We start from the raw sequence: 24,257 nt of genomic DNA, 5'->3' as shown, positions 1-24,257 counted from the left end.
AAGTTATTCTGCAATACCCATTTTGGACTGATTGGCAGTCTCTCTAAAGGTATAGTTGGAGACCACTCCACGATTATCAAATAAAATAACCAACTCTTTGGTTTGAGTGTTCTCACCCAGTGAGAAAAAATTGTAAGGAATAAAATTTCTTGCCATTGGTTTTGATCTGGAATGACGATACGTCCAAATTTCATTACCACTGTCAGTAAATGAGACATTATCAGCAGAACCAAAAATTTTGCTCACATCTTGTTTGGTGGTTTTACCTTTAATGATGGCTTGTTCAATGCTTTGTTGGTTTTGTTCCTTCATGGCAACATTTCCTGTTGATGCACAGCCCACCGCCAAAGTTGCCACAATCAATGATACCAACACACCACGCACATAATGATTCATAAGAACTCCAATTTTATCAAGATACCGCAGCAGCACCACCAACGATTTCCGAAATCTCTCGGGTAATCGCTGCTTGTCTGAGCTTATTATAAACCAATTGTAAATCTTTAATTAAATTACCAGCATTATCTGTCGCCGCTTTCATCGCTACCATACGAGCAGATTGCTCTGATGCGATGTTTTCAAGGACGGCTTGATAAACCAATGATTCAATATAGCGTACCATCAAACTGTCAATCAACGTCTTTGTATCAGGCTCATAAATATAATCCCAACCGTGACTGATACCCTCATCATCGGACAAAACTCCCTCAGGCAAAGGAACAAGCTGAGTGATTGATGGTTTTTGGGTCATGGCGTTGATGAACTGATTGTACACCAAATAGATTCTATCTAATTTGCCATTTTGGTAATCATCAAGCATGGTCTGTACGGGACTGCTGATGTGTTCGTAGCTTGGGCTATCGCCATAATCGGTAACTACCGATGTGACATTACCACCAAAGTTTTTGAAAAAACCAACGCCTTTTGAGCCAATGGCTGCAAACTCAACTTCGACAGACTGCTCTTGGTAAGTTTTGACTGACTTTAATAAACTTTTAAACAGGTTAATGTTTAGACCACCTGCCAAACCACGGTCAGAAGTAACCACAATAAAGCCCACACGGTTCACAGGGCGACTGACCATATAAGGGTGCTTATAATCGGACTGTGCTTGCACAAGGTGTGAAATCACACGGTGCATACTTTCAGCATAAGGGCGACCCATGCCCATGCGTTCTTGAGCCCGACGCATTTTACTGGCAGCAACCATCTGCATGGCACGTGTGATTTTCTGAGTGCTTTTAATACTGGTTACTTTTGCACGTATTTCTTTTAAGCTTGCCATAATTATTCCAAAACTGGACTCGGTTTAAATGGGTATATGGTGTATCAATGATACACCATATTGCTCTTAGTAGCTACGAGATGCTTTGAAAGCTTCAATCCCTGCTTTTAGACGACTCTCGATGTCATCATTATAGTTGGCAGTCTCATCAATCTCACTCATAAGAGCACCATGTTCGCCACGAAGGAAGCTTAACAAACCTTGCTCAAAAGCACCGATTTTTTCAACAGGTACATCCGCAAGATAGCCTTCGTTTGATGCATAGATGACCGCCGCTTGGTCAGCGATAGACATCGGCGCGTATTGTTTTTGCTTCATCAGCTCAGTCACACGCTGACCATGTTCAAGTTGCTGTTTGGTTGCGTCATCCAAATCCGATGCAAACTGAGCAAAGGCAGCCAACTCGCGATACTGTGCCAAGGCTGTACGGATACCGCCTGAGAGCTTTTTGATGATTTTCGTTTGAGCTGCACCACCCACACGAGATACCGAGATACCAGCGTTTACCGCAGGTCGAATACCTGAGTTAAATAGGTTAGATTCTAAGAAAATCTGACCATCAGTAATCGAAATCACGTTGGTAGGTACGAACGCTGATACGTCCCCTGCTTGTGTTTCAATGATGGGCAGGGCAGTCAATGAACCAGTCTTGCCTTTGACTTCGCCACCCGTAAACGCTTCTACATAGTCTGCATTGACACGAGATGCACGCTCTAACAGACGTGAGTGCAAGTAAAATACATCCCCTGGGTAGGCTTCACGTCCTGGTGGACGGCGTAGTAGTAGTGAGATTTGACGATAGGCAACCGCTTGCTTAGATAAATCATCATAGATGATAAGTGCGTCTTGACCACGGTCACGGAAGTACTCACCCATGGTACAGCCAGAATATGGGGCGATGTATTGTAGTGCCGCAGGCTCTGATGCTGATGCAACCACAACGGTAGTATAAGCCAGTGCACCTGACTCTTCTAGTTTACGCACCACGTTAGCGATGGTTGAGCGTTTTTGACCAACAGCGACATACACACACTTGATGCCAGAGTCTTTTTGGGCGATGATGGCGTCGATTGCCATGGCGGTCTTACCTGTTTGGCGGTCGCCAATGATAAGCTCACGCTGACCACGTCCGATTGGAATCATGGTATCAACCGCTTTATAACCTGTCATAACAGGCTCATCAACCGATTGACGAGCGATAACGCCAGGGGCAATTTTTTCAACTTTATCGGTTAGCTTGGCATTGATAGGACCTTTGCCATCAATAGGATTACCCAGAGCGTCAACCACACGACCCAACAGTTCAGGACCTACAGGTACTTCTAGAATACGACCTGTGCAGTATGCTTTTTGTCCTTCTTGTAGGGGCAAATAGTCGCCCAAAACGACCGCGCCGACTGAGTCTTGTTCTAAGTTTAGTGCCATGCCATAGACATTGCCCTCAAACTCAATCATCTCGCCATACATGGCTTCTTCTAGACCATGAATTTTTACAATACCATCAGAGACACTGACGATAACGCCTTCAGTTTTAGCAGTTGCGCTTACGTCAAGGTCTTGAATACGTTGCTTAATCAGATTGCTGATTTCAGCTGGATTCAATTGTTGCATTGCCTTGTTTCCTATAATTTAGACAGCCACAGTTTATGCTGTTAGCTGAGTCTTTAATTGTTTTAACTTGCCACGCACCGAGCCATCAGTAAACTTATCGCCCACTTTAATGGTCGCACCCCCTAACAGTGAACTATCCACAGCCTCGTGTAAAATCACGATAGAACCTGTTGAGATAGCCAAAGATTCTTGTAGGGATTTGCGTTGGGCTTCAGTTAGTGGGTAGGCTGATGTTACGTAAGCGTCAACCTGTTTTAGCTCTTGTGATTTTAGCTTGCTGTAATGAGCATGAATCTCAGGAAGCAAAGACAGTCTGCCATTTTCAGACAGCTGGCTGACAAAGTTTGTCAATGCCTTGTTGGCTGTCAGATGCTTACTTCCTGCTAATACTTCTGCCACCGCACTCACGTCCACACCCTGTGACGCCGCTGTCTGCAACGTTTGGGCAAGTGGCGAGTTACTCGGTCTTTGACTGGTGTAGATGTCCATCAGCACCGAAGTTTTTTGACTGGCGGGAATGGCTGGATTGTGTAGCAAACCAATAAATGCGTCATCACGCACAATATCCGATGCCATCAACAAGAAGTCTTCCCATTCGTTAATCGCATTTTGCTCTTTAGCATAGTCAAACGCAGCCTTTGCGTAAGGTCTTGCCAAGGTAGATAATTCAGCCATGAGTTCCTCTAATTACAGCTTGGTTGCCAGTTGTGCTAGCATGCTGGCATGTTTTTGTTCATCAACTTTTTCTTCTAGAATCTTTTCAGCACCAAGTACTGCAAGAGTCGCAACTTGTGAACGTAGCTGTTCACGAGTTTGGGCAATTTGTTGGTCAACCGTTTGTTGGGCCGCACCAATAATACGCTCGCTTTCAAGACGGGCTGTAACTTTGGCGTCTTCAATCATTTGATTGGCAGTTTTGTTAGCACGTTCAATGATAGAAGCAGCCTCAGCTTTGGCACTTGCAAACTCTGCTTGGACTTGTGACTCAGCAGATGCAAGGTCAGCTTTTGCTTTTTCGGCGGCGTTTAAGCCTTCTTCGATTTTACGTTGACGCTCGTTAATCGCTCCGATGAGTGGCGGCCATACGAATTTCATGCAGAACCACACGAAAAACGCAAACGCAATCATCTGACCGATAATGGTGGAATTAATATTCATCCAATCACCTCATTTGTTAGTGAAAGTCAGGTGATAGCCAATTGCTGTCGGCAAGTAAACTGCCGACAAGAATGGACCTAGACTGACCGCTTCAACTTATGCGAATGGGTTGGCGAATAGTAGAAGCATGGCAATACCAACACCAATCATCGGTACGGCGTCAAGAAGACCTGCCACGATGAACATTTTGGTTTGAAGTTGTGAGCCAAGCTCAGGCTGACGAGCAGTACTTTCTAGGAACTTACCGCCTAGGATAGCAAAACCAATACCAGTTGCCAAAGCACCTGCACCGATTAGAAGAGCCACAGCAAGAAGCGTGTACTGAGCGATTACTGGATCCATGATGTCTCCTTAATGACCTATTTGAAGGGTTAGAATAAAAGTGTCAATTAATGTTCTGATGTTTGTGAGATGAGCGACAGATAAACAATCGTCAACATCATAAACACGAACGCCTGTAAAGTGATAACTAGAATATGGAAGATTGCCCAAGCCAAATGTAGCGGTACACCCAAGCCTTTAACAAACAAGCTCTCAGACATGTACATAAGTGCAATTAGAATAAAGATAAGCTCACCGGCATACATGTTACCAAACAGTCGCAGACCTAGCGAAATGGGTTTGGCAAGCAGGGTTACTGTCTCTAAAACTAGGTTGATGGGGATTAAAATCGCCTGCAAGATTGGGTTTTTGGCACTAAATGGGTGTAAGGTAAACTCACCAATAAATCCGCCCACGCCTTTGTATTTAAGACCAAAGCCAATGATGAGCAGTAGCACACAAAATGCCATACCGAGCGTGATGTTTGGGTCGGTACTTGGCACAATCTTAAAGTAAACATGGTGCGGGTCATGACCCATCAGACTGCCAATCCACTGTGCGGTACCAGGGATGAAATCAACAGGAATCAAATCCATCAAGTTCATCAAGAAAATCCACACAAAAATCGTCAATGATAAAGGTGCAATCAGCTTTGATGGACCTTTATAAGATTCACGGACGCTGTTGTCCACAAAATCAACAATCATCTCAATGAAGGCTTGTAGCTTGGTAGGTACGCCTGATGTCGCCTTACGCCCAACCATCCAAAACAGCCAGCAAAAGAAAGCACCCAAACCAACCGACCACAGCATGGAGTCCAAATGAATGGCTTTAAAGCCCATCTCTGCGGCTTCTTGGGCGGTGTGTGCCACTTTCCAACCATGTTCTGGATGATAACCATACGTCCAGTTGGTTAAATGGTGAGCAATATATTCTGAAGAATCCGCTGCCATAATAAGCTCTTATTTTTAACTTGGTTAATCAGAACGTGTGAAAAATTCATCACGCAATCCATCAATTTGCAAGGTGTTGAGTTCTCAACACGCTCTAAAATGACACAATAAAAAATTGCTGGTTCAACTTATCCCATAAATATCAATCAGCAATTTTAAATCATTCATTTAAAGTACATTATTGTCAATCATTTCATACAAATCATTGAAAATAGTATACTTGTAAATTTATGAAATTTTTATCGAAAAGTTTGTAAGCAATCCGAAGTATAATACCCTACTTTGGTAGTTCTTGTAAAGGGTAAATATGAGTTTTCTTACAGAATTTTTTCAATTTTTGGCAAAAAAATGAGCATTAAATTTAAAAATCTAATTATTTTTAAAAATTAATTGATAATCCAAATACGCCACATCACCATAACGTGCACAACTTGTAGGGCAAAATAAGCCAAAATCACCAAAAACGCCCCAATCGGCTTAGCCAACATAAAAATCAGGGCAAACCCCATCAGCGTGATAAACCATTTTATCATCTGCCCTAGATACATGTTGAGCATGATAACACGCCCTGCTCTCGCCCCTGTCGTGCGGTAGGCAATGAGTGTAAACGCACACTGGGCGATGTAGCCAAGCAGTCCGCCCGATGCCATGCTTTTGGTGGCGTGAGCAACCCCCAACGTTTCAAGGATAAACCCTATGCCAATGAGTATCAATACCGCCCACGCTTGGCGAAATTGCAAGCGATACACACGGGCTTGCTGATGACGCTGGGCAGGCTTGCTCATGATGCTCTCAAAAACACAGTGAAAAATCGTAAGGTTCTGTATTATAAAAAGTTTTTAAAAAACTTACAAGATTTTATCGGCATTTTTTCATCAGTAAAAAGTGATAATATCATTTATTTTTATGATAAATATAGAATGAAGCTTTTGCCGGTTTTAGGAAAATAAAATACGCCTTTGGTTGTAGCAGGTTTGATAGATGTCATTTGATAGACAAAAAGGCAATGCTCATCACTTCGCCTTTATGTACACCCTCGCCAATTTATTTTTGGTCGATACACGCGTAAATCTCATTGACGGTCGCCTGCCACACGTCCACAAAATCGGTGCCGTCTGACATGTCTTCTTGCTTGATAAGCGTGCCGACATTGCCGAGCTTGTTTTTAATACCGTCCGAAATCGCCCCTTGCGACAGTAGGCACATATAAGGCGATGGGCGGTCGTTATTTAAAATGCGAAACTGGCTGGCTTTAGGCGACAGATGATGGTCGGGGGTCAATGCCCCTGCAAAACGCAGATTTGCCGAGCGTTCAAGATAGGCAAACGAATCATGATACGCCCAATACGCCCGCTTATGCTCTTTTGGCACCTGTGCCACCGCCTTATCCATGGCTTGATGAAATGCCTTGACGTTATCGGCATACAACCCCTTATGCTCGGGGTTGGCGTGTGAATGCACCACTGCCAACGCTCGCACAATGGCTTTGGCATTCTCTGGGTCTAGCCAAATGTGTGGGTCAAAGGTGTCAGCTCGGGGCGTGCCGTCAAGCTGCCTCATAGGCAGACGATAAAACGCCTTCATCTTAAATAGCGAAATGGCATTGGGGGCGTTCTCTAAGGTCTTAACGAGATTTTGTTCCAGTTCATGCCCGAACCACACCACATAATCGCTGTCGCCCACGAGCTTGACTTTGCTTGGCGAGAGACTGCCATGATGACCAACATCGCCTGTGGACAGTAACATTTGGGCAGGTTCTGCTCCCTGTGTTACTGCATTAGACAAAAGTAACAACGGGTAATTACTCACCGTAACCGTGCCTGCATGAGCAGTCGCAGACAGTAGGGCAGGCAAGACAAATGGGCTTAGTTTGGCAAAGGGGAATTTAGAAAATAACATGGCAACCTTTTAAATTAAATAAATTTATTTGGAAAAATATAAAAAATGGCACAAAACTTGCATAAATTTGCGGTAATGTCTTGTAAGATTATATCATACATCATGGGTTTTTGTTATAATGTATCTAAATTAAGATGAAACAAGCATTTTTCTTAAAAATTACCAACACGAACACCGCCCATTCGATGATATGTTATATCAATGGCATTCATCAGTCATTTTAAAATTGTCCAACTATTTTTATGATAAAATAACGTATATTTTAAATGTAATTTTTATAATTTTGAACAACCAAAAGAGCCTATCATGACCGACCACGCCTGCCAATGCGACCACCACCACAACGTCCACGAACACCACGACCCCAAACAGCGTATGCTCGATGCCAAAGCCCACTGTGAAGCTCGGGGCGTGCGTTTTACGCCCTTGCGTGAAGAAGTGTACGGACTGATTTTGGAAGCGGACAAACCACTTGGGGCGTATGACCTTATCAGTGCCTTGCAGTCTGCTCGCCACTCATCAGGGGCAAAAAACAAGAACATCGCCCCACCGACCATTTATCGTTCGTTAGAATTTTTGCTTGCCGAAGGGTTGATTCATCAGTTAAGCTCCATGAACGCTTATGTGCCATGTTGCCACCCACGCTCCAAGCACGCCGCCGCCTTTTTGATTTGCCAAAAATGCCAAAGCGTTGAAGAATGCTCCAACGTGCCTGTGGACGCCATTGTCAATTTTGCCAAAGATGATGCAGGATTTGACATAGAACGCACGGTCATTGAACTAAAAGGCGTGTGTCGTGCCTGTCGCTAATACAGTCGCTAATACAGTCGCTAATACAGACGAGCTGTTTTGCTTAGACAAAGTCAGCTTTCATGTTGGTCAAAACAAGATTTTAACCGACATATCGCTTAGCTTATCCAAAGGCGAGATGGTCAGTCTTATCGGTCCAAATGGGGCGGGCAAGTCCACGTTGGTCAAGCTTATTTTGGGCTTAAACAAACCCACGTCAGGCGACATCATCAGGCACAACAGCGTGATAAGTTACGTCCCCCAAAAGTTTAGCGTGCCAAGCATTTTGCCCTTACGTGTCAAAGATTTGCTCGCCCAAGCAAACACCAAACGCCTAACGCCTGATGAGCGTGATTTTGTCCTACAAAAACTATCGCTTACCCCCTTGCTTGACCGCCAAATACACCACCTATCAGGGGGCGAGACTCAGCGTGTCCTTATGGCAAGAGCGTTGCTTGACAAACCCGACCTACTCATCTTAGACGAACCCATGCAAGGGCTAGACCCTGATAGTGAAGAGTTACTTTATGACTTTATAGACAGTATGCCCCCATTTTTGGCGTGTGCCATGCTCGTTGTGTCGCACGATTTGCACTGGGTCATGAAAGGCACTCGGCGAGTGATTTGCCTAAACAAGCACATCTGCTGTCAAGGCGTGCCGTCCGACATCGCTCATCTGCCTGAGTTTGTTGCGTTATTTGGACAATATCACAGCACCCACCAAACCCCCTACATTCATCATCACGACCACTGTCAGCATACCCACTAATTATGAACGATTGGCTACCGATTATCGCTCCTGCTTGGCTTGCAGGTTCACTGCTTGCCCTACTCTCTGCACCGCTTGGCTGTTTGGTGCTGTGGCGACGCATGGCGTTTTTTGCCGATACGCTTGCTCATGGGGCTCTGCTTGGCGTGGCGATTGGGGCGTGGCTGTCTATCCCTGCCGACATGGGTGTGGGCGTGGTGAGCATAGGCGTGGTCATCACACTCATGTTCCTACAAGACAAGCGACTGCCGAGCGATGCCACGCTGTCGGTGCTTGCCGTGTCCCTGTTGTGTCTGGGGCTTTTAACGCTCACCCAGCTTACCCAGCAACAAGCCAACGTGCTAGGCTTTTTGTTTGGTAGCTTACTTGACATGGGTTGGGGCGATTTGCCCCGTTTGGCGGTCATGGTTGGGGCAGGGGTTATCTTTTTGGCGTGGATTTGGCAAAAACAGGTCAAACTTGCCACATCAGAAGCCCTAGCGTCTATCGCAGGTATCAATCCTAAAACCGAACAGCTCTTTTTTATGGGGCTTCTGGCAGGGTTTTGTGCGGTTGCCATTCAAGCGGTTGGCAGTTTGCTCATCACAGGGCTACTTATCCTACCTGCTCTTATCGCTCGTCTGCTTGCTCACTCGCCTACACAAATGGTCATCTTTGCCATGATAATCGCCCAAATCGCCGTAACCACAGGCGTGTGGGGAAGTGTGTGGCTTGACGTACAAACAGGGCTTGCCATTGTCATGACGTTGGCGATTGGGTTTTTTGCGGTGTTTGGCGCGGGGAAGGTGTTGGGTAAGTCGTAAATTGGTAAATTGCCCTTTGAAATTGAAATTGAAATCTGTTTGACATTCTTTATTTATCATGTTTTAAAAGGCATTGTAGGGACAACTCACATTTGCCCTATGGTGCTTAAACAAATAGTATTTAAACAAATGGCAATCTGCCCCACCCATTTACATTTAACCATATTTTTAACCCACCGCCCCATGACCTACCCCACCCACCTATCCGCCCCGTCCGATTTTATCATCGCTCAAATCAGCGATTTGCATTTATCCACGCACATCCCTACCAATACCGATAAATTTTTAAAGGTGCTGGATTTTGCCTTAACCTTTAAGCCAAACTTACTGTTACTCACAGGCGATTTGGTCAATGACGGTCATTTACCCCTTTATGATTGGCTGTTTGATACACTAGACAAAACCAACACCCCCTATCTGTGCTTGGCAGGCAATCATGACGTAACACATGAGATGGGGCATGATTTGCCTTTTGACAAACGCACATTTTTCCCCATTGCCAAAGATGATAGACTCATTGACACCCACCGCCTTGTCATAGACTTGCCCCACGCCACTTGGCAACTTTTGGCGGTCAATTCTGCCCTACATGGTCATATTTACGGGCGACTTGATGATGGCCAACTTGCCTTTTTAAAGACTCATCTAGTCCACGCCATGCCCGCCCTTATCGCCCTACACCACCACCCCACCCCTGTCGGCTCAGCATGGATAGATGAGCATATGTTGCAAAATGGCAATGAATTTTGGGCGATACTAAACGCTCACACCACCAATACCACCAATCGCCCCCATGTTCTCTGTGGGCACGTTCATCAGGCACATATCTTGCAACAAAATGGCGGAACGCTCTATACCTGCCCTGCCACGTCTCGTCAATTTGCCCCTCACCGAGATGAGTTTGGTATTGATGATGTAGCAAGCGGTTTTCGTTTGCTACAATTACACAACAATCGTACGCTAGACACATGGGTCAAAAGGCTAGATAATAGCGGGTTTTAAAAAAGCATTGTTAAATTTACCCTAAGTTTGGGCTTGATTTGGGCGAATATGATTCGCCCAAATCAAGCCCTTTAAACTTTTAATGATTTTAATAAACAATGCCTTAAATAGGAATCAGTCCCTAATTTTTTATGGATTTGGGGAGTGCTGAACATTGATAACATTTTATTGGAATTTGATAAAAATTTGATGATTTAATCAATTGTTGCATGAAAAATGGCTAAATCTGGTTTTTCATCGTCAAAAGCTCGTTTGATAGAATGACTATCAAGCCTCACTTTTTCCTTGAAAAACGGGCAATTTTTCTCATTTTTCATTGCAAATACCAACATTCAACACGCCCCACTTGAAAAATCCAAACATATCCCCATTTAGGATGCAATTTTTTGAGTGTTAATTTTTTCATGCTTGGTCAATTGACCGTTTTTAAAGGATAAACGCATGGCAAACGCCACTTTCACCCCCTACACCCCTGCCAAAGACGAAGAATATATGTCGGACGCTCAGTTGGAGCATTTTCGTGCGATTTTAGTAAATTGGAAAACCGAACTGCTTGCCGAGGCCGAACGCACTAAGGACTACATTAACGAAGAGACAGGGACAATGGCGGACATCAATGACCGTGCCACCCAAGAAGAAGAGTTTGCCCTTGCTCTACGCACCCGAGACCGTGAGCGTAAACTGGTGCGTAAGATTGACAAATCACTGGCGGAGATTGAGACAGGCGATTATGGGTTTTGTGAGACGTGTGGCACGGAGATTGGACTAAAACGCCTAGAAGCTCGCCCCACCGCCGCGCAGTGCATTGACTGCAAAACCATGTCCGAGATGAAAGAAAAGCAAAATCACGGACACTAAGTCTGCCATGAACCCACGCCCCATTATCGGTCGCTTTGCCCCGTCCCCGACTGGGGCGTTGCATTTGGGATCGCTGTGTACCGCTTTGGCAAGTTATTGCCATATCAAGTCATTGGGCGGACAGTGGCTTGTGCGGATTGAAGACGTGGACTTTGAGCGGTGTAAGCCTGATTATGCCGTCTCTATCTTGACCGATTTGGATAATTTGGGACTGCATTCGGACGGCGAAATCCTATTTCAATCCAAACGCACAGATATTTATGATGAGTATCTTGCTCATTTGTCAAACATCACCTATCACTGCACCTGCTCTCGCAAGGAGCTATCCGCGCTATCCATACCTGCGGTGAGCTTTTATGACGTTAATATCAAGGATTTACACCTTGCTCCGATTTACCCCCGATTATGCCTGCACAAAAACCTAAGCGACAACAAAATCCGTCTGTGCTTGCCTGACGTGCTGACCGCCTTTTTTGACGGCATACAAGGCGTGATATGGGACAACCCTGCCAAAAGTCTTGGCGACGTGGTCGTCAAACGCCAAAACGGCATGATAAACTACATGCTCGCCTGCACCATTGATGACGGCTTGCAAGGAATAACGCACGTCATGCGGGGGCTTGACATCATGCCGATGACGGTCGCCCAGCTCTGTATCGCCAAAGCATGTCTCCTTCCCACGCCTCACTATTTTTATCATCTGCCCCTACTTGTCAATCATGACGGACAAAAACTCTCCAAACAAAACCTTGCCACACCGATAGACACCACCACGCCTGATAAAGTGAGCGATTTACTCTTTACCGCTTTAACCTTGCTCGGGCAAAATCCGCCAGCAGAGTTGCAAAAAGAGACGCCCGACACGATACTCATGTGGGCGACTCGTCATTGGGATAATGGCGTGTTACAAGGGGCAGCATTGGGGATGGTTTAAACACCCCAACTCTTTTAATACTCTCTGTTTTTATTTTCCAGATAAATTCGCTCGCTTTCTTTGTCCGCCTTTAAAATCATGGCAATCATGATAAGTGCCATCAGCATGGACGAACCGCCAAAGCTATAAAATGGCAAGGTCAAGCCTTTGGTTGGCATAAGCCCCATGTTCATGCCTGCATTAATCAGCACTTGCCCAAAAATCACCACGCCAAAGCCAAATACCATGTAGCTAAGACGCAGTTGGCGACGTTTTAGGGCGGTATGGCTGATTCTCATAATCGTCGCCACAATCAGCACTTCAAGCAGTAACACAAACGCCACGCCCAAAAAACCCAATTCTTCGCCTGTGATGGCTAGGATAAAGTCGGTATGAGCTTCGGGCAGGTGCGATAATTTTTGCACGCTGTTGCCATAACCCACCCCATCAAACTCGCCCCGCCCAAAGGCTATCAGACTGCGAGACAGTTGATAATCGGTGTCCTGCACGTCATCAAATGGCTCCCAAAACGACATGAGTCGCTCTTTACGATAATCCGATGACAGCAGTCCATAAACCAGTGCAGGCACGAACACCGCCGACACCAACGCCACATAATGCGGTAATGGCACCCCACTGACAAACAAAATAATGCTCGCCGTGGCGATAATCACCGCCACCGAACCGTAGTCAGGTTGCCACAAAATCAGGGCAATCATCGGCAAATACCACACCGTCAGTCGCCACCCTGCAATCAGACTGCCCCGCACTTCTGCCGACCGTCTGACCACATAGTCAGCAATGACCAACACCATCAGCAGTTTGACAAATTCGGACGTCTGGAAATTAAACACCCCAAAGTCAAGCCATCGCTGTGAGCCATTAATGACCGTCCCTGTTATTAGCGTCACTATCAACAGCAGTAGTGCCACGAGCCATGCCAACACCAGCAGCCCAATTTCAAAATACCACTTCAAAGGAAAGCGATACACCACCATGCCCGCCAACAAACCGATAACAATATAAGTCGCCTGTGAATAAAAGAAGGTCATGGGCGACAAGCCTTTGGTCATCGCAAACGGCACTGACGCTGACGCCATCATCAAAAGACTCATGGACAGCAACAAAAACAGGCTCGTCATCAACACCGTCCGAGCAGACGGTACATAGGGCGATGTGGCTATCGTCGTGGGAATGTTAAAAAAACTCATGACAGGGCAATGCTTGGGAAAATTTGGGGGCTATATTATAAACCAAATCCCTGCTAAATGCTTGATTATTTGGCAAAAATTTGGGGAAATTAGAAAGGCTTGGGCAAAAATTGCGTAGGGCTCGGGTAGGATTGCGGACAAAGTTTGGTATTGCGAAAAATTAAAAGGGCAAAACCATCTTGGCAAAGTCAATGCACCATCATAGGGCAAATTGCAATTTGCCCCCACAACCCACCCAAAACATGTGCTTGACCATACCAACAAGCACCGCCCAATCACGCCAACGCTTTGACGTATCCCACAAACCGCTCGCCACGCTCATTATAGCTTTTAAATTGGTCAAGGCTTGCACACGCAGGCGACAGTAGTACGACTTTGGCAGAGCTTTGACTGGCAAGCTTTACCGCCTTTTCAAGGGTGCCTGCTTGTGTCATTTTGCTTGCCAAAATAGGACTGTTTGCCAACGTTTTTTGTATCAAATCGGCGTCTTGTCCGATAAGATAAATACTATGGGCAAACTGCTCGGCAAAAGGGATAAGCTCGGCAAAATCCTGCCCCTTGCCTTGACCGCCCAAAATCAAGGCAAGCGACTGCTCCCCATACACCGCCCCAAGCCCATCAATGGCGGAGAGTGTCGCTCCGATGTTGGTGCCTTTTGAGTCGTTAAAATACACCTTACCATTCACGTCCGCCACATATTCACAGCGGTGTGGCAAGCCCTTAAACGTCCGTAGCACATCAAGCATGGCACTCATGTCAAGCCCCACGGCACTGCCCAAGGCTAAGGCGGATAAGGCGTTAAGTAGATTATGCTTGCCTTTAATCAAGATTTCATCAGATGAGATGAGCTTTTCGCCATTATGACATAGCCAAATGGTTTCGCCATTCTCACTATTGTCATCACGCTCGCCTTTTAGACAAAAATCCGCCGAAAAGCCTTCGCCAATCTCCCCTGACGTGCTCATCATTTGGGCGTGTTTGGGCAAATGAGCGATACAGGCACGGGCAAGTTCTTTGTCATCCAGCCACACCACGGCATTTTTGGCATTATCAAAAATGCGTAATTTTTGGGCAAGATACCCTGCCATATCGCCATGTCTGTCCAAATGGTCGGCAGATAAATTCAAAATGGTCGCCATGTCCGCCCCAAGCTCACTCATCATTTCAAGCTGAAAACTCGACAATTCAAGCACCGCCATGTCCATGCCGTCAATCTTTAATAAATCAAGAGCAGGTGTGCCAATATTACCACCCACGCCCACGGTTTTGCCTGACTTTTCTGCCATGAGTCCGACCAGCGTGGTTACGGTGGATTTGGCGTTGGAGCCTGTAATGGCGACAATCGGCGTGTGCGTGCCGTTTTGGGTATCTCGCTTTTTTAGATTTTCAATAAACACTTGTACATCGCTGACCACACTTACGCCCTGCTCGATGGTTTGGAATATGGCAGGCGTGGTAGGGTCGATACCAGGACTGATGACGACTTTGTCCGAAGCAAGTAAAATATCAGCATTGATACCGCCAAAATAAGTCGCTACACCGCTTGGCAATTTGTCCGCTAATGGAGGAAAATTACCGTCCGTAACGGCAACCGTATATCCTTGATTTACCAAAAAATTGACCGCAGACAGCCCAGAACCGCCCAAGCCGATGACTGTATAATTTGCCATGAGTATGCCTTTTTAAATGTCAAGTAATCATTATTCTATCAGAATTGGCGTGGGTGTTGTTGGATTTTTGCCAAAATTGTCATATAATGGCAAAAGCTACTTGCCAATAAGGATTTTTATGAAACTTGTTACCGCCATTATCAAACCCTTTAAACTGGACGATGTCCGTGAAGCCTTGTCGGACATTGGCGTAAACGGCATTACCATCACCGAAGTCAAGGGCTTTGGTCGCCAAAAAGGACATACCGAGATGTATCGTGGGGCGGAATATGTGGTGGATTTTTTACCAAAAGTCAAACTAGAAATCGCCTGTGCTGATGACATGGTTGATGGCGTCATCGGTGCCATTATTGATACCGCCAACACAGGTAAGATTGGCGATGGCAAGATTTTTGTTACGCCATTAGAGCAAGTCATTCGCATTCGCACGGGCGAGACGGACGAGAATGCCCTATAAGAAAACCCCACCGAAGTGGGGTTTTGTGTGTTTGACTGTTTAAATCAGCCTTTGGTTACTGTCTGACGCCCATTTGCGTGCCTGCTTTACTTTTGATGGTGATGTTATTGCCATTTAGTGTGATGTTGGCAGTGCCTGAGATGGGCAGGGTTGGGTGTTTGCCTTTACCTGCGTATTTACCACCGCCTTGGGCTTTGATGTCTCTGATGACGGTCGTGCCTTCACGCTTTTTGGCTTTTTCGGTCAAGCCTTTGATCATCACAGCTTGATAGCCACTGCCTGACTTGCTGATGTTGATGATGGCTTTGGCTTCGCCTTTCTCACTCATTTTCCAGTTGCCCACGATGGCATCATCATTGGCAAATGCACTGGCAGATACTGCAACACCCAGACCGATGGCAAGTAGTTTGTTTAATTTCATGGCTTACTCCTGTGTACAAAAACCTAATTAATCCAAGCCAGTCAGTATTCGTACTGACAACTGTTTACCCATTATAAACAAGGATTTTTTAAATTGCAAACATTAACTTTGTAAGCCATTTACCTTTTTGTAATTGCTTGGTAAAAATGTTTCTGCCCAAGGCATGTCTACTCAAAAGGGTTGTTTACCATGACTACTTTGGATGGGTCTTTGTCAGCAGTAGCAGGCAAACCTTGGCTGTCTAACTCATCAAACACCGCACAAAGTGCCTGTGCAAAGTCAAGCAATGCCTGTGCTTGTGCCTTGCCCGCCTGCGTTTTAGTAATTTCCACATCGCCACTGAGGATGACACTGTCCGTGCCATTTTCTATGGTCAAAGCCCCAATTTGTAGGACTTCGCTGTCATTGTCAAAGATATTCATCGCTCCACCTTATTTTAATAAACTCATCACAAATTCCACCGACAACACCAAAATCGCAGGCCAACCTTCTGTATCACCCCCTTTATCCACGCCGTCCACATGCTCAGACAAAGGGGGTAAATTAAAAGCCGATGACTGCACCTGTGGCGACAGCGATGGCATGGCGTTAATGCCCGTACGTTCGGAGAGCTCGGCAAGGCTGATATGTTCAATCTTACCTGAATCGTTGTTGGGCGTATAGTACACACCTGCACGGTTGATACTGGAGACATAAACCGCCTTAAAAAAGTGGCTCGGCACCAGTACGCCATCGCCGATTTGGGCGATTTGACGACCTTGGAACACCACGCCTGTCACGACATACAGCTCGCCATATTTTAGAGTCAAATTACGTGTGTCTCGCTCTATCTCCTGCCACAGTCCACGGTTGTGCGTGCCGTTTTGAGGGGCGATGTTGGCAAGGCTAAAACTGTCAAACTGCTGTGAGAGATTCGCCATGTCGCCATTGGGCGATAAATGCCCCCTATCATAGCCCGAACGGCGATAGTCATTGAGCGTTGCTCGCACGTTTGTGGGCAGGCGACTCTCCTCATGAAAGCTGTCTTTGCGAGCCAATGAACGTGCCTGATTAATGCGTTCACGGGTCAGATACTCGGCAGAGTAAATGGGCGTGCGTGAGATGCCCGAATACAGCACGGCAAAGCCATCAAAGCACAGCTCGTAATTTTTGCGAGCCAATTTTTGCCCTTTGGTGCCAACCAACTGCGGGGCGGTATTGGCATAAAAATGCTCAGGACAACTGGCAAGACTTTGAGCAGTGTTCGCTGTCGTCTGCCGTCCCATAAAAACCCCAACAGGCTCATCTGATGTCGCCAAACCAGTGGACTGCTCCACCACATAACCCCCATCATGAGCCGTGGCATAAGCGGTGGCGGTGTTTGAACTATTGGTGTTATGAGTGTTGTGGTTGTGGGCGTGATTGTGGTCGTCAGCATAAGCCGTCGCCACGTTATCGCCATAGGCAACGGCGGTGTTATTGGCATAAGCACTGTGGCAGGACAACAGTACCAAAGTAAGTCCCCACAGATGGGATGGGCGAGTACCTAATGAGTAGAGATAGGACATGGTATTGGCTACTTAAAATGCGTGTTATTATACCCGATTTTTGGTGTGAGCGGTAGGCTTTTGGTGTGAGCGGTAGGATTATCGGGATTGCTCAGCTTTCAATCTCTGACACTATGGCAAAGATTGGGTTTATCGTATTTATCCCAAACACATCTTTGCCCATGGAAAATTGGCAAATCATCCCCATAATCACGCTTCCTGTTGTCTTAAACCTTTTATCCCCACCCATGAACCACGCCACTTTCGCCCCACGCCTGCTTACTTGGTTTGCCACGCACGGTCGCCATGACTTGCCTTGGCAATATCATCATGCCGACACGTCTGACATTTATGCCGTTTGGCTGTCCGAAATCATGCTTCAACAAACCCAAGTCGCCACTGTTTTGGGTTATTTTGGGCGGTTTATGGATACATTCCCCACTGTACAAGATTTGGCGAATGCCGACTGGGACGATGTGGCAAACCTATGGGCAGGGCTTGGCTACTATGCTCGGGCAAGAAATCTACACGCAGGGGCAAAGCAAGTGGCAGACTATATCGCCACGCATGGGCATTTTCCACAAACAACAGACGAATGGCAAAACGTGCGTGGCGTGGGACGCTCCACGGCAGGAGCGATAGTGGCGATGGGCGTGCGTGGGCGTGGCGTGATATGTGATGGCAACGTCAAACGGGTGCTGACACGCTGGGCAGGCATAGATGGCGACATCACCAAATCCGCCACTGACAAGGTGCTGTGGGAGCTTGCCGACACGCTCACGCCCAAAGATGATAGCGGTAAGTTTGCCCAAGCGATGATGGATTTGGGGGCGACCGTCTGCACTCGCACTCGCCCTGCTTGCGTCTCTTGCCCGCTATCGGACGACTGCACCGCCCATAAGGATGGCAATCCTACCGCCTATCCTGTCAAAACCAAAAAGGAGGACAAACCCCACCGCCATTCGCTCGTGTTTGCTCTGATATATGATGATAAACTGTTATGGATAAAACGCCAAAGCGACACAGGGACAGGCATTTGGGACGGACTGTATGCCTTGCCCATGCTGATGATAAATGACAAACAAGGCAATGTACTCCATGATTTACATCACGCCAAAACCATGCACGATAAATACACCCACGCCCAACGCCTAAGCCTTGCCGAGCGTCAAATTTTGGATAATTTGCCAAACATCCCTATCAATCACCCCAAAACCATCAAACATACACTTACGCATTTTCATTGGCATTTGTCATTGGTTGATATAAATATTGATAAAACGCTTTATGACAACATCAACCACGCCCTAACCGCCATGCATGCCGATTTTGTTTGGCAAAAAGGTCATGATGGGCTGGGCGTACCAAAGGCGATGGGGAAATTGGTGGGGTAAATTCTAATCAGTTATAATCAGTTATCAATTTTTAAATCACAAAAATGACAATTTGACATTTTCCAAACATCAAAATCCTGTTTTTAATAATCTCTTTTTTGTAGCCAATCCACCATTTGCAAAAGTAGATTATCATCACCCAAATCTGCCACTTGCTCTCTTGCCTTGTCAAACAGCTCATCGGCATAGGCACGGGCATTGTCCACGCCAAGCAGTTTGACGTAGGTGGATTTGTCCAGTTTTTCATCACTGCCTGCCATTTTGCCCAGCGTTTGGGTATCCGCCACGACATCAAGCACATCGTCCTGCACCTGATAGGCAAGCCCGATAAGCCGTGCATACTCGCCAAGACTTGCCATGCGTTCATCAGACGTACCGTCACACACCGCCCCCATTAGGATGCTTGCCACGATTAACGCCCCTGTTTTGTCCTTGTGAATGGCTTCTAGTTCGTGCTGGTCAAGCTGTTTTTGCTCACCGTTTAAATCCGCCTGTTGCCCTGCCACCATACGCCGAGCATTGGGGGCGAGTATGCCAAGTAGCCGAGCCACGACATCATTCCCAACCACCCCAAGCTCATACTCTCCGCCTAGCACATCAAAGGCAAGCGACTGCAACACATCGCCTGTCAGCACCGCCACCCCTTCGCCATAGACCACATGACAAGTTGGCTTACCACGGCGTAGTTCATCATCATCCATAGACGGCAAATCATCATGCACAAGCGAGTAGCCATGCACACACTCTATGGCAAGCATGGCACGGCGTACCGCCCCAAAGGCAGGCGTATCCACACGCCCCCCAACTGCCAAAAAAGTCGCCAGTACAAGCAAAGGACGCACCCGTTTACCCCCGTTGGAAATGGCATAACGAGACGCTTCATTTAGTGGGTTTGGTAGATTAGCGGTGTCAAATAACACATCAAAATCCGCCATTAGCTGATTTTTTGTAAACTCTTGTACGCTGTTTAAATCATTGGTTTGCAATTTACTCATGTCCACCCCCCACGTCAAAAAACGCTATCATACCCCAAAACGCAAGGATTTTGGGTAAAAATCATGGGTTTTTAAAAATTTTTCAAAAAATATGCAAAAAGTGCTTGCAAAGTTTTTAAAATCATATATAATACGCACCACTTAGCCAATAAAGCTAAACATGGCGCGGTAGCTCAGTCGGGAGAGCAACGGATTGAAAATCCGTGTGTCGGCAGTTCGATCCTGCCCCACGCCACCATATTTAAAAACACTCAACTTCGGTTGAGTGTTTTTTGTTGTGCGTAATAAAAATAACACCATCAAAGGACGTGCTTATTGGCACGTTTTGGAATTAACCGAGCATAAAGCCAAACCACAAAAACCCTGCCATGTCAGCAGGGTTTTGATTGGATAAATCAGATAAGACATTAAGCGTCTTTTTTGGCACCCAATTTTTCTTTGATGCGGGCAGACTTACCAGAACGCTCACGTAGGTAGTAAAGTTTGGCACGGCGAACATCACCACGACGCTTAACTTCGATACTACCGATGATTGGTGAGTGTAGTTGGAATGCACGCTCAACACCCACACCGCTTGAAATCTTACGTACGGTGAAAGATGAGTTTAGACCACGGTTACGCTTAGCGATAACCACGCCTTCAAAGGCTTGCAGACGCTCTTTGTCGCCTTCTTGGACACGAACTTTAACCACAACAGTATCACCAGGGGCGAATGAAGGGTGGTCTTTTAGCTGTGATTGTTCAATTTGTTGAACCAGGGGATGTTTGTTACTCATGGAATACTCCAATAAATGACATAGGCTCATACCTTTCTAAATGGCTCAAAGGTCGCATATCATATCATCATCAGATTGAAAAGCTCAATCCACGTCCGAGCCACACGGACATATAAAACGGCTCATTATAATAAAAAGCCAACCAAAAATCAAGGGTTATTCCACCGTAACTGATTTGGCAAGGTTACGGGGTTTATCCACGTCCGTACCACGCACCAAGGCGACATGATAGGAGAGCAGTTGCACGGCAATGGTATGAACAATGGGCGATAACACCCCGATATGACGTGGCGTGCGAATGACATGCACGCCGTCCGTTTCGGCAAAGTCACTGTCAAGGTCAGATAAGACAAACAATTCTCCGCCCCTAGCCCCGACTTCTTGCATATTGGCTTTGACCTTATCAAGCAGTTTATCGTTCGGAGCGATGACCACCACGGGCATATTCTCATCAACCAGAGCCAAAGGACCATGTTTGAGTTCACCCGCAGGATAAGCCTCGGCATGGATATAGGTCAGCTCTTTTAGTTTTAACGCCCCTTCTAAGGCAATCGGATAATGAATGCCACGACCCAAATATAACGCAGACGGCTTGGTGGCGAACTCTTTTGCCCATACCGCAAGTTGTGGCTCTAAGTTTAGGGCGTGCTGTATGCTTCCCGGTAGCTGACGTAAATCATCAGCATAACCAGTCAGTTCGTCATCAGACACATGTCCACGAAGTTTGCCCAGTGTCACTGCCAGCCCAAATAAAATCACAAGCTGAGTAGTAAAAGCTTTGGTGCTTGCCACACCAATCTCTGCCCCTGCTCGGGTATAGATGGCGAGCGTACTGGCTCGGGGCAGGGCAGATTCTAATACATTACAAATAGACAGGCTGCACTCATGCCCTTGGGCTTGGGCGTATTTTAACGCCTCCATTGTGTCTAGCGTCTCTCCCGACTGACTAGTCGTGATGATGAGCTCATCAGGGTCAGCGATGACATCACGGTAACGGTATTCACTGGCAATCTCTACATCGGTGCGAATACGAGCGATGGATTCTAGCCAATATTTACCCGTAAGTGCCGAATAATAAGACGTACCACACGCTAGGATTTTAATGCTTTTAATTTTTGAGAAAATCTCTGGGGCATGCTCGCCAAAATTCTCTGGCACAAAACCGCCATCTAGGAAAATCTCTGCTGTATCCGCCACCGCTTTTGGCTGTTCATAAATCTCTTTTTGCATAAAGTGGCTATACCCACCAAGCTCTAAACTTGCCAATGATAGCTCGGAAGTTTTTACCGCACGCTCGGTTTTGTCGCCATTTTTGTCAAGGAGCATGTCAATGCCGTTAGCGGACAACAAAGCAATGTCGCCATCTTCTAAATAAGTGACTTTACGAGTAAAGGCAATGACTGCCGACACATCGGATGCGATAAATACTTCCTCATCACCAAATGCCACGAGGAGCGGACAGCCCATGCGAGCCACCACCATATGAGCAGGGTCATCATGGCATATCACGGCAATCGCAAACGCCCCATGAAAACGACTGCATGCCGTTTGTACTGCACGGTACAAATCCTTGCCGTTATTTTCGTATTCATGGCGGACGCTGTGAGCAATGACTTCCGTGTCCGTTTGCGACTCAAATTCATAACCCAATGCTTCTAAGCGGGTACGTTCGGCTTCAAAGTTCTCAATAATGCCATTATGCACCACCGAGATGAGTCCACCTGAGATATGCGGATGAGCATTTGGCTCGGTCACACCGCCATGCGTTGCCCAGCGGGTATGTCCGATGCCAATATGACCCGTCAGTCCTTTTTGCTTAACCGCTTCTTCCATCAGAGCGACACGCCCCACACGACGAACTCGTTTAATCTTCTGTTCGCTCTCACTGTATACCGCAATGCCTGACGAATCATAGCCACGATATTCTAGGCGTTTTAGTCCGTCTGTTAAAAAATCCACCACATTGGCATGGGCACGAATCGCCCCAACGATACCGCACATATTAGTTCCTTAGTATCTGGTTAATATTACAATGGCAAGGATTGCCACAAAAAAGCCCTACCCCAAATCGTTAGGTAAGGCGTGTATTATAGCAAATTTGGCAGTCGCTTTGATATCTGCTTTGGTGGTAGTTTTGAAAACACCCCCCCCTTTTTTTTCTTTTCCAAAAACCCAAACCCCCCACCATCTCTGGCAGGGGGTTTCGACTTTGGTAAGTCGTTTGGTTTGTTTGCTGTTAAGCCAATCTTGTTAGATTAGTTCTTAACGTTAGCAACAACACCAGCACCTACGGTACGACCGCCTTCACGGATGGCGAAGCGTAGACCTTTGTCCATGGCGATTGGGTGGATAAGCTCAACACTCATCTCAACGTTGTCACCAGGCATAACCATTTCAGTACCTTCTTGTAGAGTGATGGCACCAGTTACGTCAGTGGTACGGAAGTAGAACTGTGGACGATAGCCGTTTAGGAATGGCGTGTGACGACCACCTTCTTCTTTTGACAGTACGTATACTTCTGCATCAAATTGGGTGTGAGGGGTGATTGAACCGGGTTTGGCTAGTACTTGACCACGTTGAACTTCTTCACGCTTGGTACCACGTAGTAGCACACCACAGTTCTCGCCCGCACGACCTTCGTCTAGTAGCTTACGGAACATCTCAACACCAGTACAGGTAGTCTTGGCAGTGTCTTTGATACCCACGATTTCAACTTCGTCGCCCACTTTGATGATACCAGACTCAACACGACCGGTTACCACAGTACCACGACCAGAGATTGAGAATACGTCTTCGATTGGCATTAGGAATGCTTTATCGATGTCACGCTCAGGCTCAGGGATGTAGCTGTCTAGAGTGCTTAGTAGCTCTAGGATGGCAGGCTCGCCGTATTGACCTTGGTCGCCATTTAGACCTAGAAGGGCAGAACCTTTGATGATAGGCGTGTCATCACCTGGGAAGTCGTAGTCAGACAGAAGTTCACGTACTTCCATTTCTACTAGCTCTAGTAGTTCTTCGTCGTCTACTAGGTCGCACTTGTTCATGAATACCATGATGTAAGGTACGCCAACCTGACGAGATAGAAGGATGTGCTCACGAGTTTGTGGCATTGGGCCGTCAGTAGCTGCTACAACTAGGATAGCGCCGTCCATTTGAGCCGCACCAGTAATCATGTTTTTAACATAGTCGGCGTGACCGGGGCAGTCTACGTGTGCATAGTGACGGTTAGCAGTGTCGTACTCGATGTGAGAGGTATTAATGGTAATACCACGAGCTTTTTCTTCTGGTGCTGAGTCAATGGCAGCGTAGTCTTTTGCTTCACCACCGTGATGCTTAGCAGCAACAGTTGCGATAGCAGCAGTTAGGGTGGTTTTACCGTGGTCAACGTGACCGATGGTACCTACGTTAACGTGTGGTTTGTTACGTTCGAATTTGGCTTTGGCCAT

27 protein-coding genes and 1 tRNA gene are annotated in these 24,257 nt (G+C 46.5%); 9 read left to right on the top strand and 19 right to left on the bottom strand.

The features are described 5' to 3' along the window. Window positions 1-3: 3 nt before the first annotated feature. The 9 genes from K941_RS0106265 to K941_RS14925 form a co-directional block, all read right to left on the bottom strand. Window positions 4-396, bottom strand: a complete 393-nt coding sequence (locus tag K941_RS0106265) for a hypothetical protein (RefSeq protein ID WP_051225924.1) — start codon at window positions 394-396, stop codon at window positions 4-6. A 16-nt stretch (window positions 397-412) separates the two neighbouring features. Beyond that, window positions 413-1,285: a F0F1 ATP synthase subunit gamma gene (atpG, locus tag K941_RS0106260; protein ID WP_029102943.1), complete on the bottom strand. Its 873-nt coding sequence runs from the start codon at window positions 1,283-1,285 to the stop codon at window positions 413-415. A gap of 66 nt (window positions 1,286-1,351) precedes the next feature. Next, window positions 1,352-2,896, bottom strand: a complete 1,545-nt coding sequence (gene atpA / locus K941_RS0106255; RefSeq protein ID WP_029102942.1) for a F0F1 ATP synthase subunit alpha — start codon at window positions 2,894-2,896, stop codon at window positions 1,352-1,354. 33 nt (window positions 2,897-2,929) lie between these two features. Further along, window positions 2,930-3,571 carry a F0F1 ATP synthase subunit delta gene (locus K941_RS0106250; protein WP_029102941.1) on the bottom strand — a complete coding sequence of 214 codons (642 nt, stop codon included), beginning with the start codon at window positions 3,569-3,571 and terminating at the stop codon, window positions 2,930-2,932. A gap of 12 nt (window positions 3,572-3,583) precedes the next feature. Then, window positions 3,584-4,054, bottom strand: coding sequence for a F0F1 ATP synthase subunit B (locus K941_RS0106245; RefSeq protein WP_029102940.1), 471 nt, complete (start codon window positions 4,052-4,054; stop codon window positions 3,584-3,586). Window positions 4,055-4,150: 96 nt separating this feature from the next. After that, window positions 4,151-4,396, bottom strand: a complete 246-nt coding sequence (gene atpE / locus K941_RS0106240) for a F0F1 ATP synthase subunit C (RefSeq protein WP_003658962.1) — start codon at window positions 4,394-4,396, stop codon at window positions 4,151-4,153. 47 nt (window positions 4,397-4,443) lie between these two features. Beyond that, window positions 4,444-5,328, bottom strand: coding sequence for a F0F1 ATP synthase subunit A (gene atpB / locus K941_RS0106235; protein WP_029102939.1), 885 nt, complete (start codon window positions 5,326-5,328; stop codon window positions 4,444-4,446). 386 nt (window positions 5,329-5,714) lie between these two features. After that, window positions 5,715-6,113, bottom strand: a complete 399-nt coding sequence (locus K941_RS0106230; RefSeq protein ID WP_029102938.1) for an ATP synthase subunit I — start codon at window positions 6,111-6,113, stop codon at window positions 5,715-5,717. 259 nt (window positions 6,114-6,372) lie between these two features. Beyond that, complete coding sequence (locus K941_RS14925) at window positions 6,373-7,227, bottom strand: metal ABC transporter substrate-binding protein (RefSeq protein ID WP_115341040.1); 855 nt, start codon at window positions 7,225-7,227, stop codon at window positions 6,373-6,375. Between the two features lie 306 nt (window positions 7,228-7,533). Between K941_RS14925 and K941_RS0106215 the strand changes: the two genes are divergently transcribed. From K941_RS0106215 to K941_RS0106200, 4 genes are all read left to right on the top strand, one after another. Then, window positions 7,534-8,037 (top strand): Fur family transcriptional regulator, encoded by a 504-nt coding sequence (locus K941_RS0106215; protein WP_029102936.1) that lies wholly within the window; start codon window positions 7,534-7,536, stop codon window positions 8,035-8,037. After that, on the top strand, window positions 8,024-8,785 hold the full coding sequence (locus K941_RS0106210) for a metal ABC transporter ATP-binding protein (RefSeq protein WP_051225923.1): 762 nt from the start codon (window positions 8,024-8,026) through the stop codon (window positions 8,783-8,785). Before K941_RS0106215 ends, K941_RS0106210 begins: the two co-directional genes overlap by 14 nt. A 2-nt stretch (window positions 8,786-8,787) precedes the next feature. Then, the gene (locus K941_RS0106205; protein WP_029102934.1) at window positions 8,788-9,588 is read left to right on the top strand and encodes a metal ABC transporter permease; all 801 of its coding nucleotides are present in this window, start codon (window positions 8,788-8,790) and stop codon (window positions 9,586-9,588) included. Between the two features lie 183 nt (window positions 9,589-9,771). Continuing rightward, window positions 9,772-10,590, top strand: coding sequence for a metallophosphoesterase (locus K941_RS0106200; protein WP_029102933.1), 819 nt, complete (start codon window positions 9,772-9,774; stop codon window positions 10,588-10,590). Between the two features lie 194 nt (window positions 10,591-10,784). On the opposite strand, the gene K941_RS17960 is transcribed toward K941_RS0106200, so the two are convergent. Next, window positions 10,785-10,907, bottom strand: coding sequence for a hypothetical protein (locus K941_RS17960; protein WP_265596816.1), 123 nt, complete (start codon window positions 10,905-10,907; stop codon window positions 10,785-10,787). 124 nt (window positions 10,908-11,031) lie between these two features. On the opposite strand from K941_RS17960, the gene dksA reads away from it, so the two are divergent. Further along, window positions 11,032-11,448 (top strand): RNA polymerase-binding protein DksA, encoded by a 417-nt coding sequence (gene dksA / locus K941_RS0106190; protein WP_029102932.1) that lies wholly within the window; start codon window positions 11,032-11,034, stop codon window positions 11,446-11,448. A gap of 7 nt (window positions 11,449-11,455) precedes the next feature. Then, a complete protein-coding gene (gene gluQRS, locus K941_RS0106185; protein ID WP_029102931.1) occupies window positions 11,456-12,382 on the top strand; it encodes a tRNA glutamyl-Q(34) synthetase GluQRS in 927 nt (308 codons plus the stop codon). A 14-nt stretch (window positions 12,383-12,396) separates the two neighbouring features. Here gluQRS and K941_RS0106180 read toward each other — a convergent pair whose 3' ends face one another. Further along, a complete protein-coding gene (locus tag K941_RS0106180; RefSeq protein ID WP_051225921.1) occupies window positions 12,397-13,572 on the bottom strand; it encodes an FtsW/RodA/SpoVE family cell cycle protein in 1,176 nt (391 codons plus the stop codon). Window positions 13,573-13,847: 275 nt separating this feature from the next. Beyond that, the gene (gene murD / locus K941_RS0106175; RefSeq protein WP_036387705.1) at window positions 13,848-15,242 is read right to left on the bottom strand and encodes a UDP-N-acetylmuramoyl-L-alanine--D-glutamate ligase; all 1,395 of its coding nucleotides are present in this window, start codon (window positions 15,240-15,242) and stop codon (window positions 13,848-13,850) included. A gap of 118 nt (window positions 15,243-15,360) precedes the next feature. Here murD and glnK point away from each other — a divergent pair, with 118 nt between their 5' ends. Next, entirely contained in the window at window positions 15,361-15,699 is a 339-nt protein-coding gene (glnK, locus tag K941_RS0106170) for a P-II family nitrogen regulator (protein ID WP_029102928.1), read from the top strand. A gap of 55 nt (window positions 15,700-15,754) precedes the next feature. Here glnK and K941_RS0106165 read toward each other — a convergent pair whose 3' ends face one another. From K941_RS0106165 to K941_RS0106155, 3 genes are all read right to left on the bottom strand, one after another. Beyond that, the gene (locus tag K941_RS0106165; protein ID WP_029102927.1) at window positions 15,755-16,120 is read right to left on the bottom strand and encodes a DUF2147 domain-containing protein; all 366 of its coding nucleotides are present in this window, start codon (window positions 16,118-16,120) and stop codon (window positions 15,755-15,757) included. A gap of 167 nt (window positions 16,121-16,287) precedes the next feature. Continuing rightward, window positions 16,288-16,542, bottom strand: coding sequence for a hypothetical protein (locus K941_RS0106160; protein WP_029102926.1), 255 nt, complete (start codon window positions 16,540-16,542; stop codon window positions 16,288-16,290). 9 nt (window positions 16,543-16,551) lie between these two features. Further along, entirely contained in the window at window positions 16,552-17,667 is a 1,116-nt protein-coding gene (locus tag K941_RS0106155; protein WP_228130375.1) for a DNA/RNA non-specific endonuclease, read from the bottom strand. Between the two features lie 65 nt (window positions 17,668-17,732). On the opposite strand from K941_RS0106155, the gene mutY reads away from it, so the two are divergent. Then, on the top strand, window positions 17,733-19,040 hold the full coding sequence (gene mutY, locus K941_RS14920; RefSeq protein ID WP_147287545.1) for an A/G-specific adenine glycosylase: 1,308 nt from the start codon (window positions 17,733-17,735) through the stop codon (window positions 19,038-19,040). A gap of 83 nt (window positions 19,041-19,123) precedes the next feature. On the opposite strand, the gene K941_RS0106145 is transcribed toward mutY, so the two are convergent. Next, on the bottom strand, window positions 19,124-20,035 hold the full coding sequence (locus K941_RS0106145; protein WP_029102924.1) for a polyprenyl synthetase family protein: 912 nt from the start codon (window positions 20,033-20,035) through the stop codon (window positions 19,124-19,126). Between the two features lie 162 nt (window positions 20,036-20,197). Here K941_RS0106145 and K941_RS0106135 point away from each other — a divergent pair. Beyond that, window positions 20,198-20,273 (top strand) — tRNA-Phe (locus K941_RS0106135). 169 nt (window positions 20,274-20,442) lie between these two features. On the opposite strand, the gene rplS is transcribed toward K941_RS0106135, so the two are convergent. The 3 genes from rplS to tuf all read right to left on the bottom strand — a co-directional run bounded on the left by rplS (window position 20,443) and on the right by tuf (window position 24,257). Beyond that, on the bottom strand, window positions 20,443-20,811 hold the full coding sequence (rplS, locus tag K941_RS0106125) for a 50S ribosomal protein L19 (RefSeq protein ID WP_029102923.1): 369 nt from the start codon (window positions 20,809-20,811) through the stop codon (window positions 20,443-20,445). A 156-nt stretch (window positions 20,812-20,967) separates the two neighbouring features. Beyond that, complete coding sequence (gene glmS, locus K941_RS0106120) at window positions 20,968-22,812, bottom strand: glutamine--fructose-6-phosphate transaminase (isomerizing) (RefSeq protein WP_029102922.1); 1,845 nt, start codon at window positions 22,810-22,812, stop codon at window positions 20,968-20,970. Window positions 22,813-23,066: 254 nt separating this feature from the next. Continuing rightward, window positions 23,067-24,257: an elongation factor Tu gene (tuf, locus tag K941_RS0106110; RefSeq protein ID WP_029102688.1), complete on the bottom strand. Its 1,191-nt coding sequence runs from the start codon at window positions 24,255-24,257 to the stop codon at window positions 23,067-23,069.

The organism is Moraxella caprae DSM 19149 (assembly GCF_000426885.1).
Classification (GTDB): domain Bacteria; phylum Pseudomonadota; class Gammaproteobacteria; order Pseudomonadales; family Moraxellaceae; genus Moraxella; species Moraxella caprae.
Note: the sequence above shows the minus strand (reverse complement) of the source record. Positions and strands in the feature narration are given on the sequence as shown.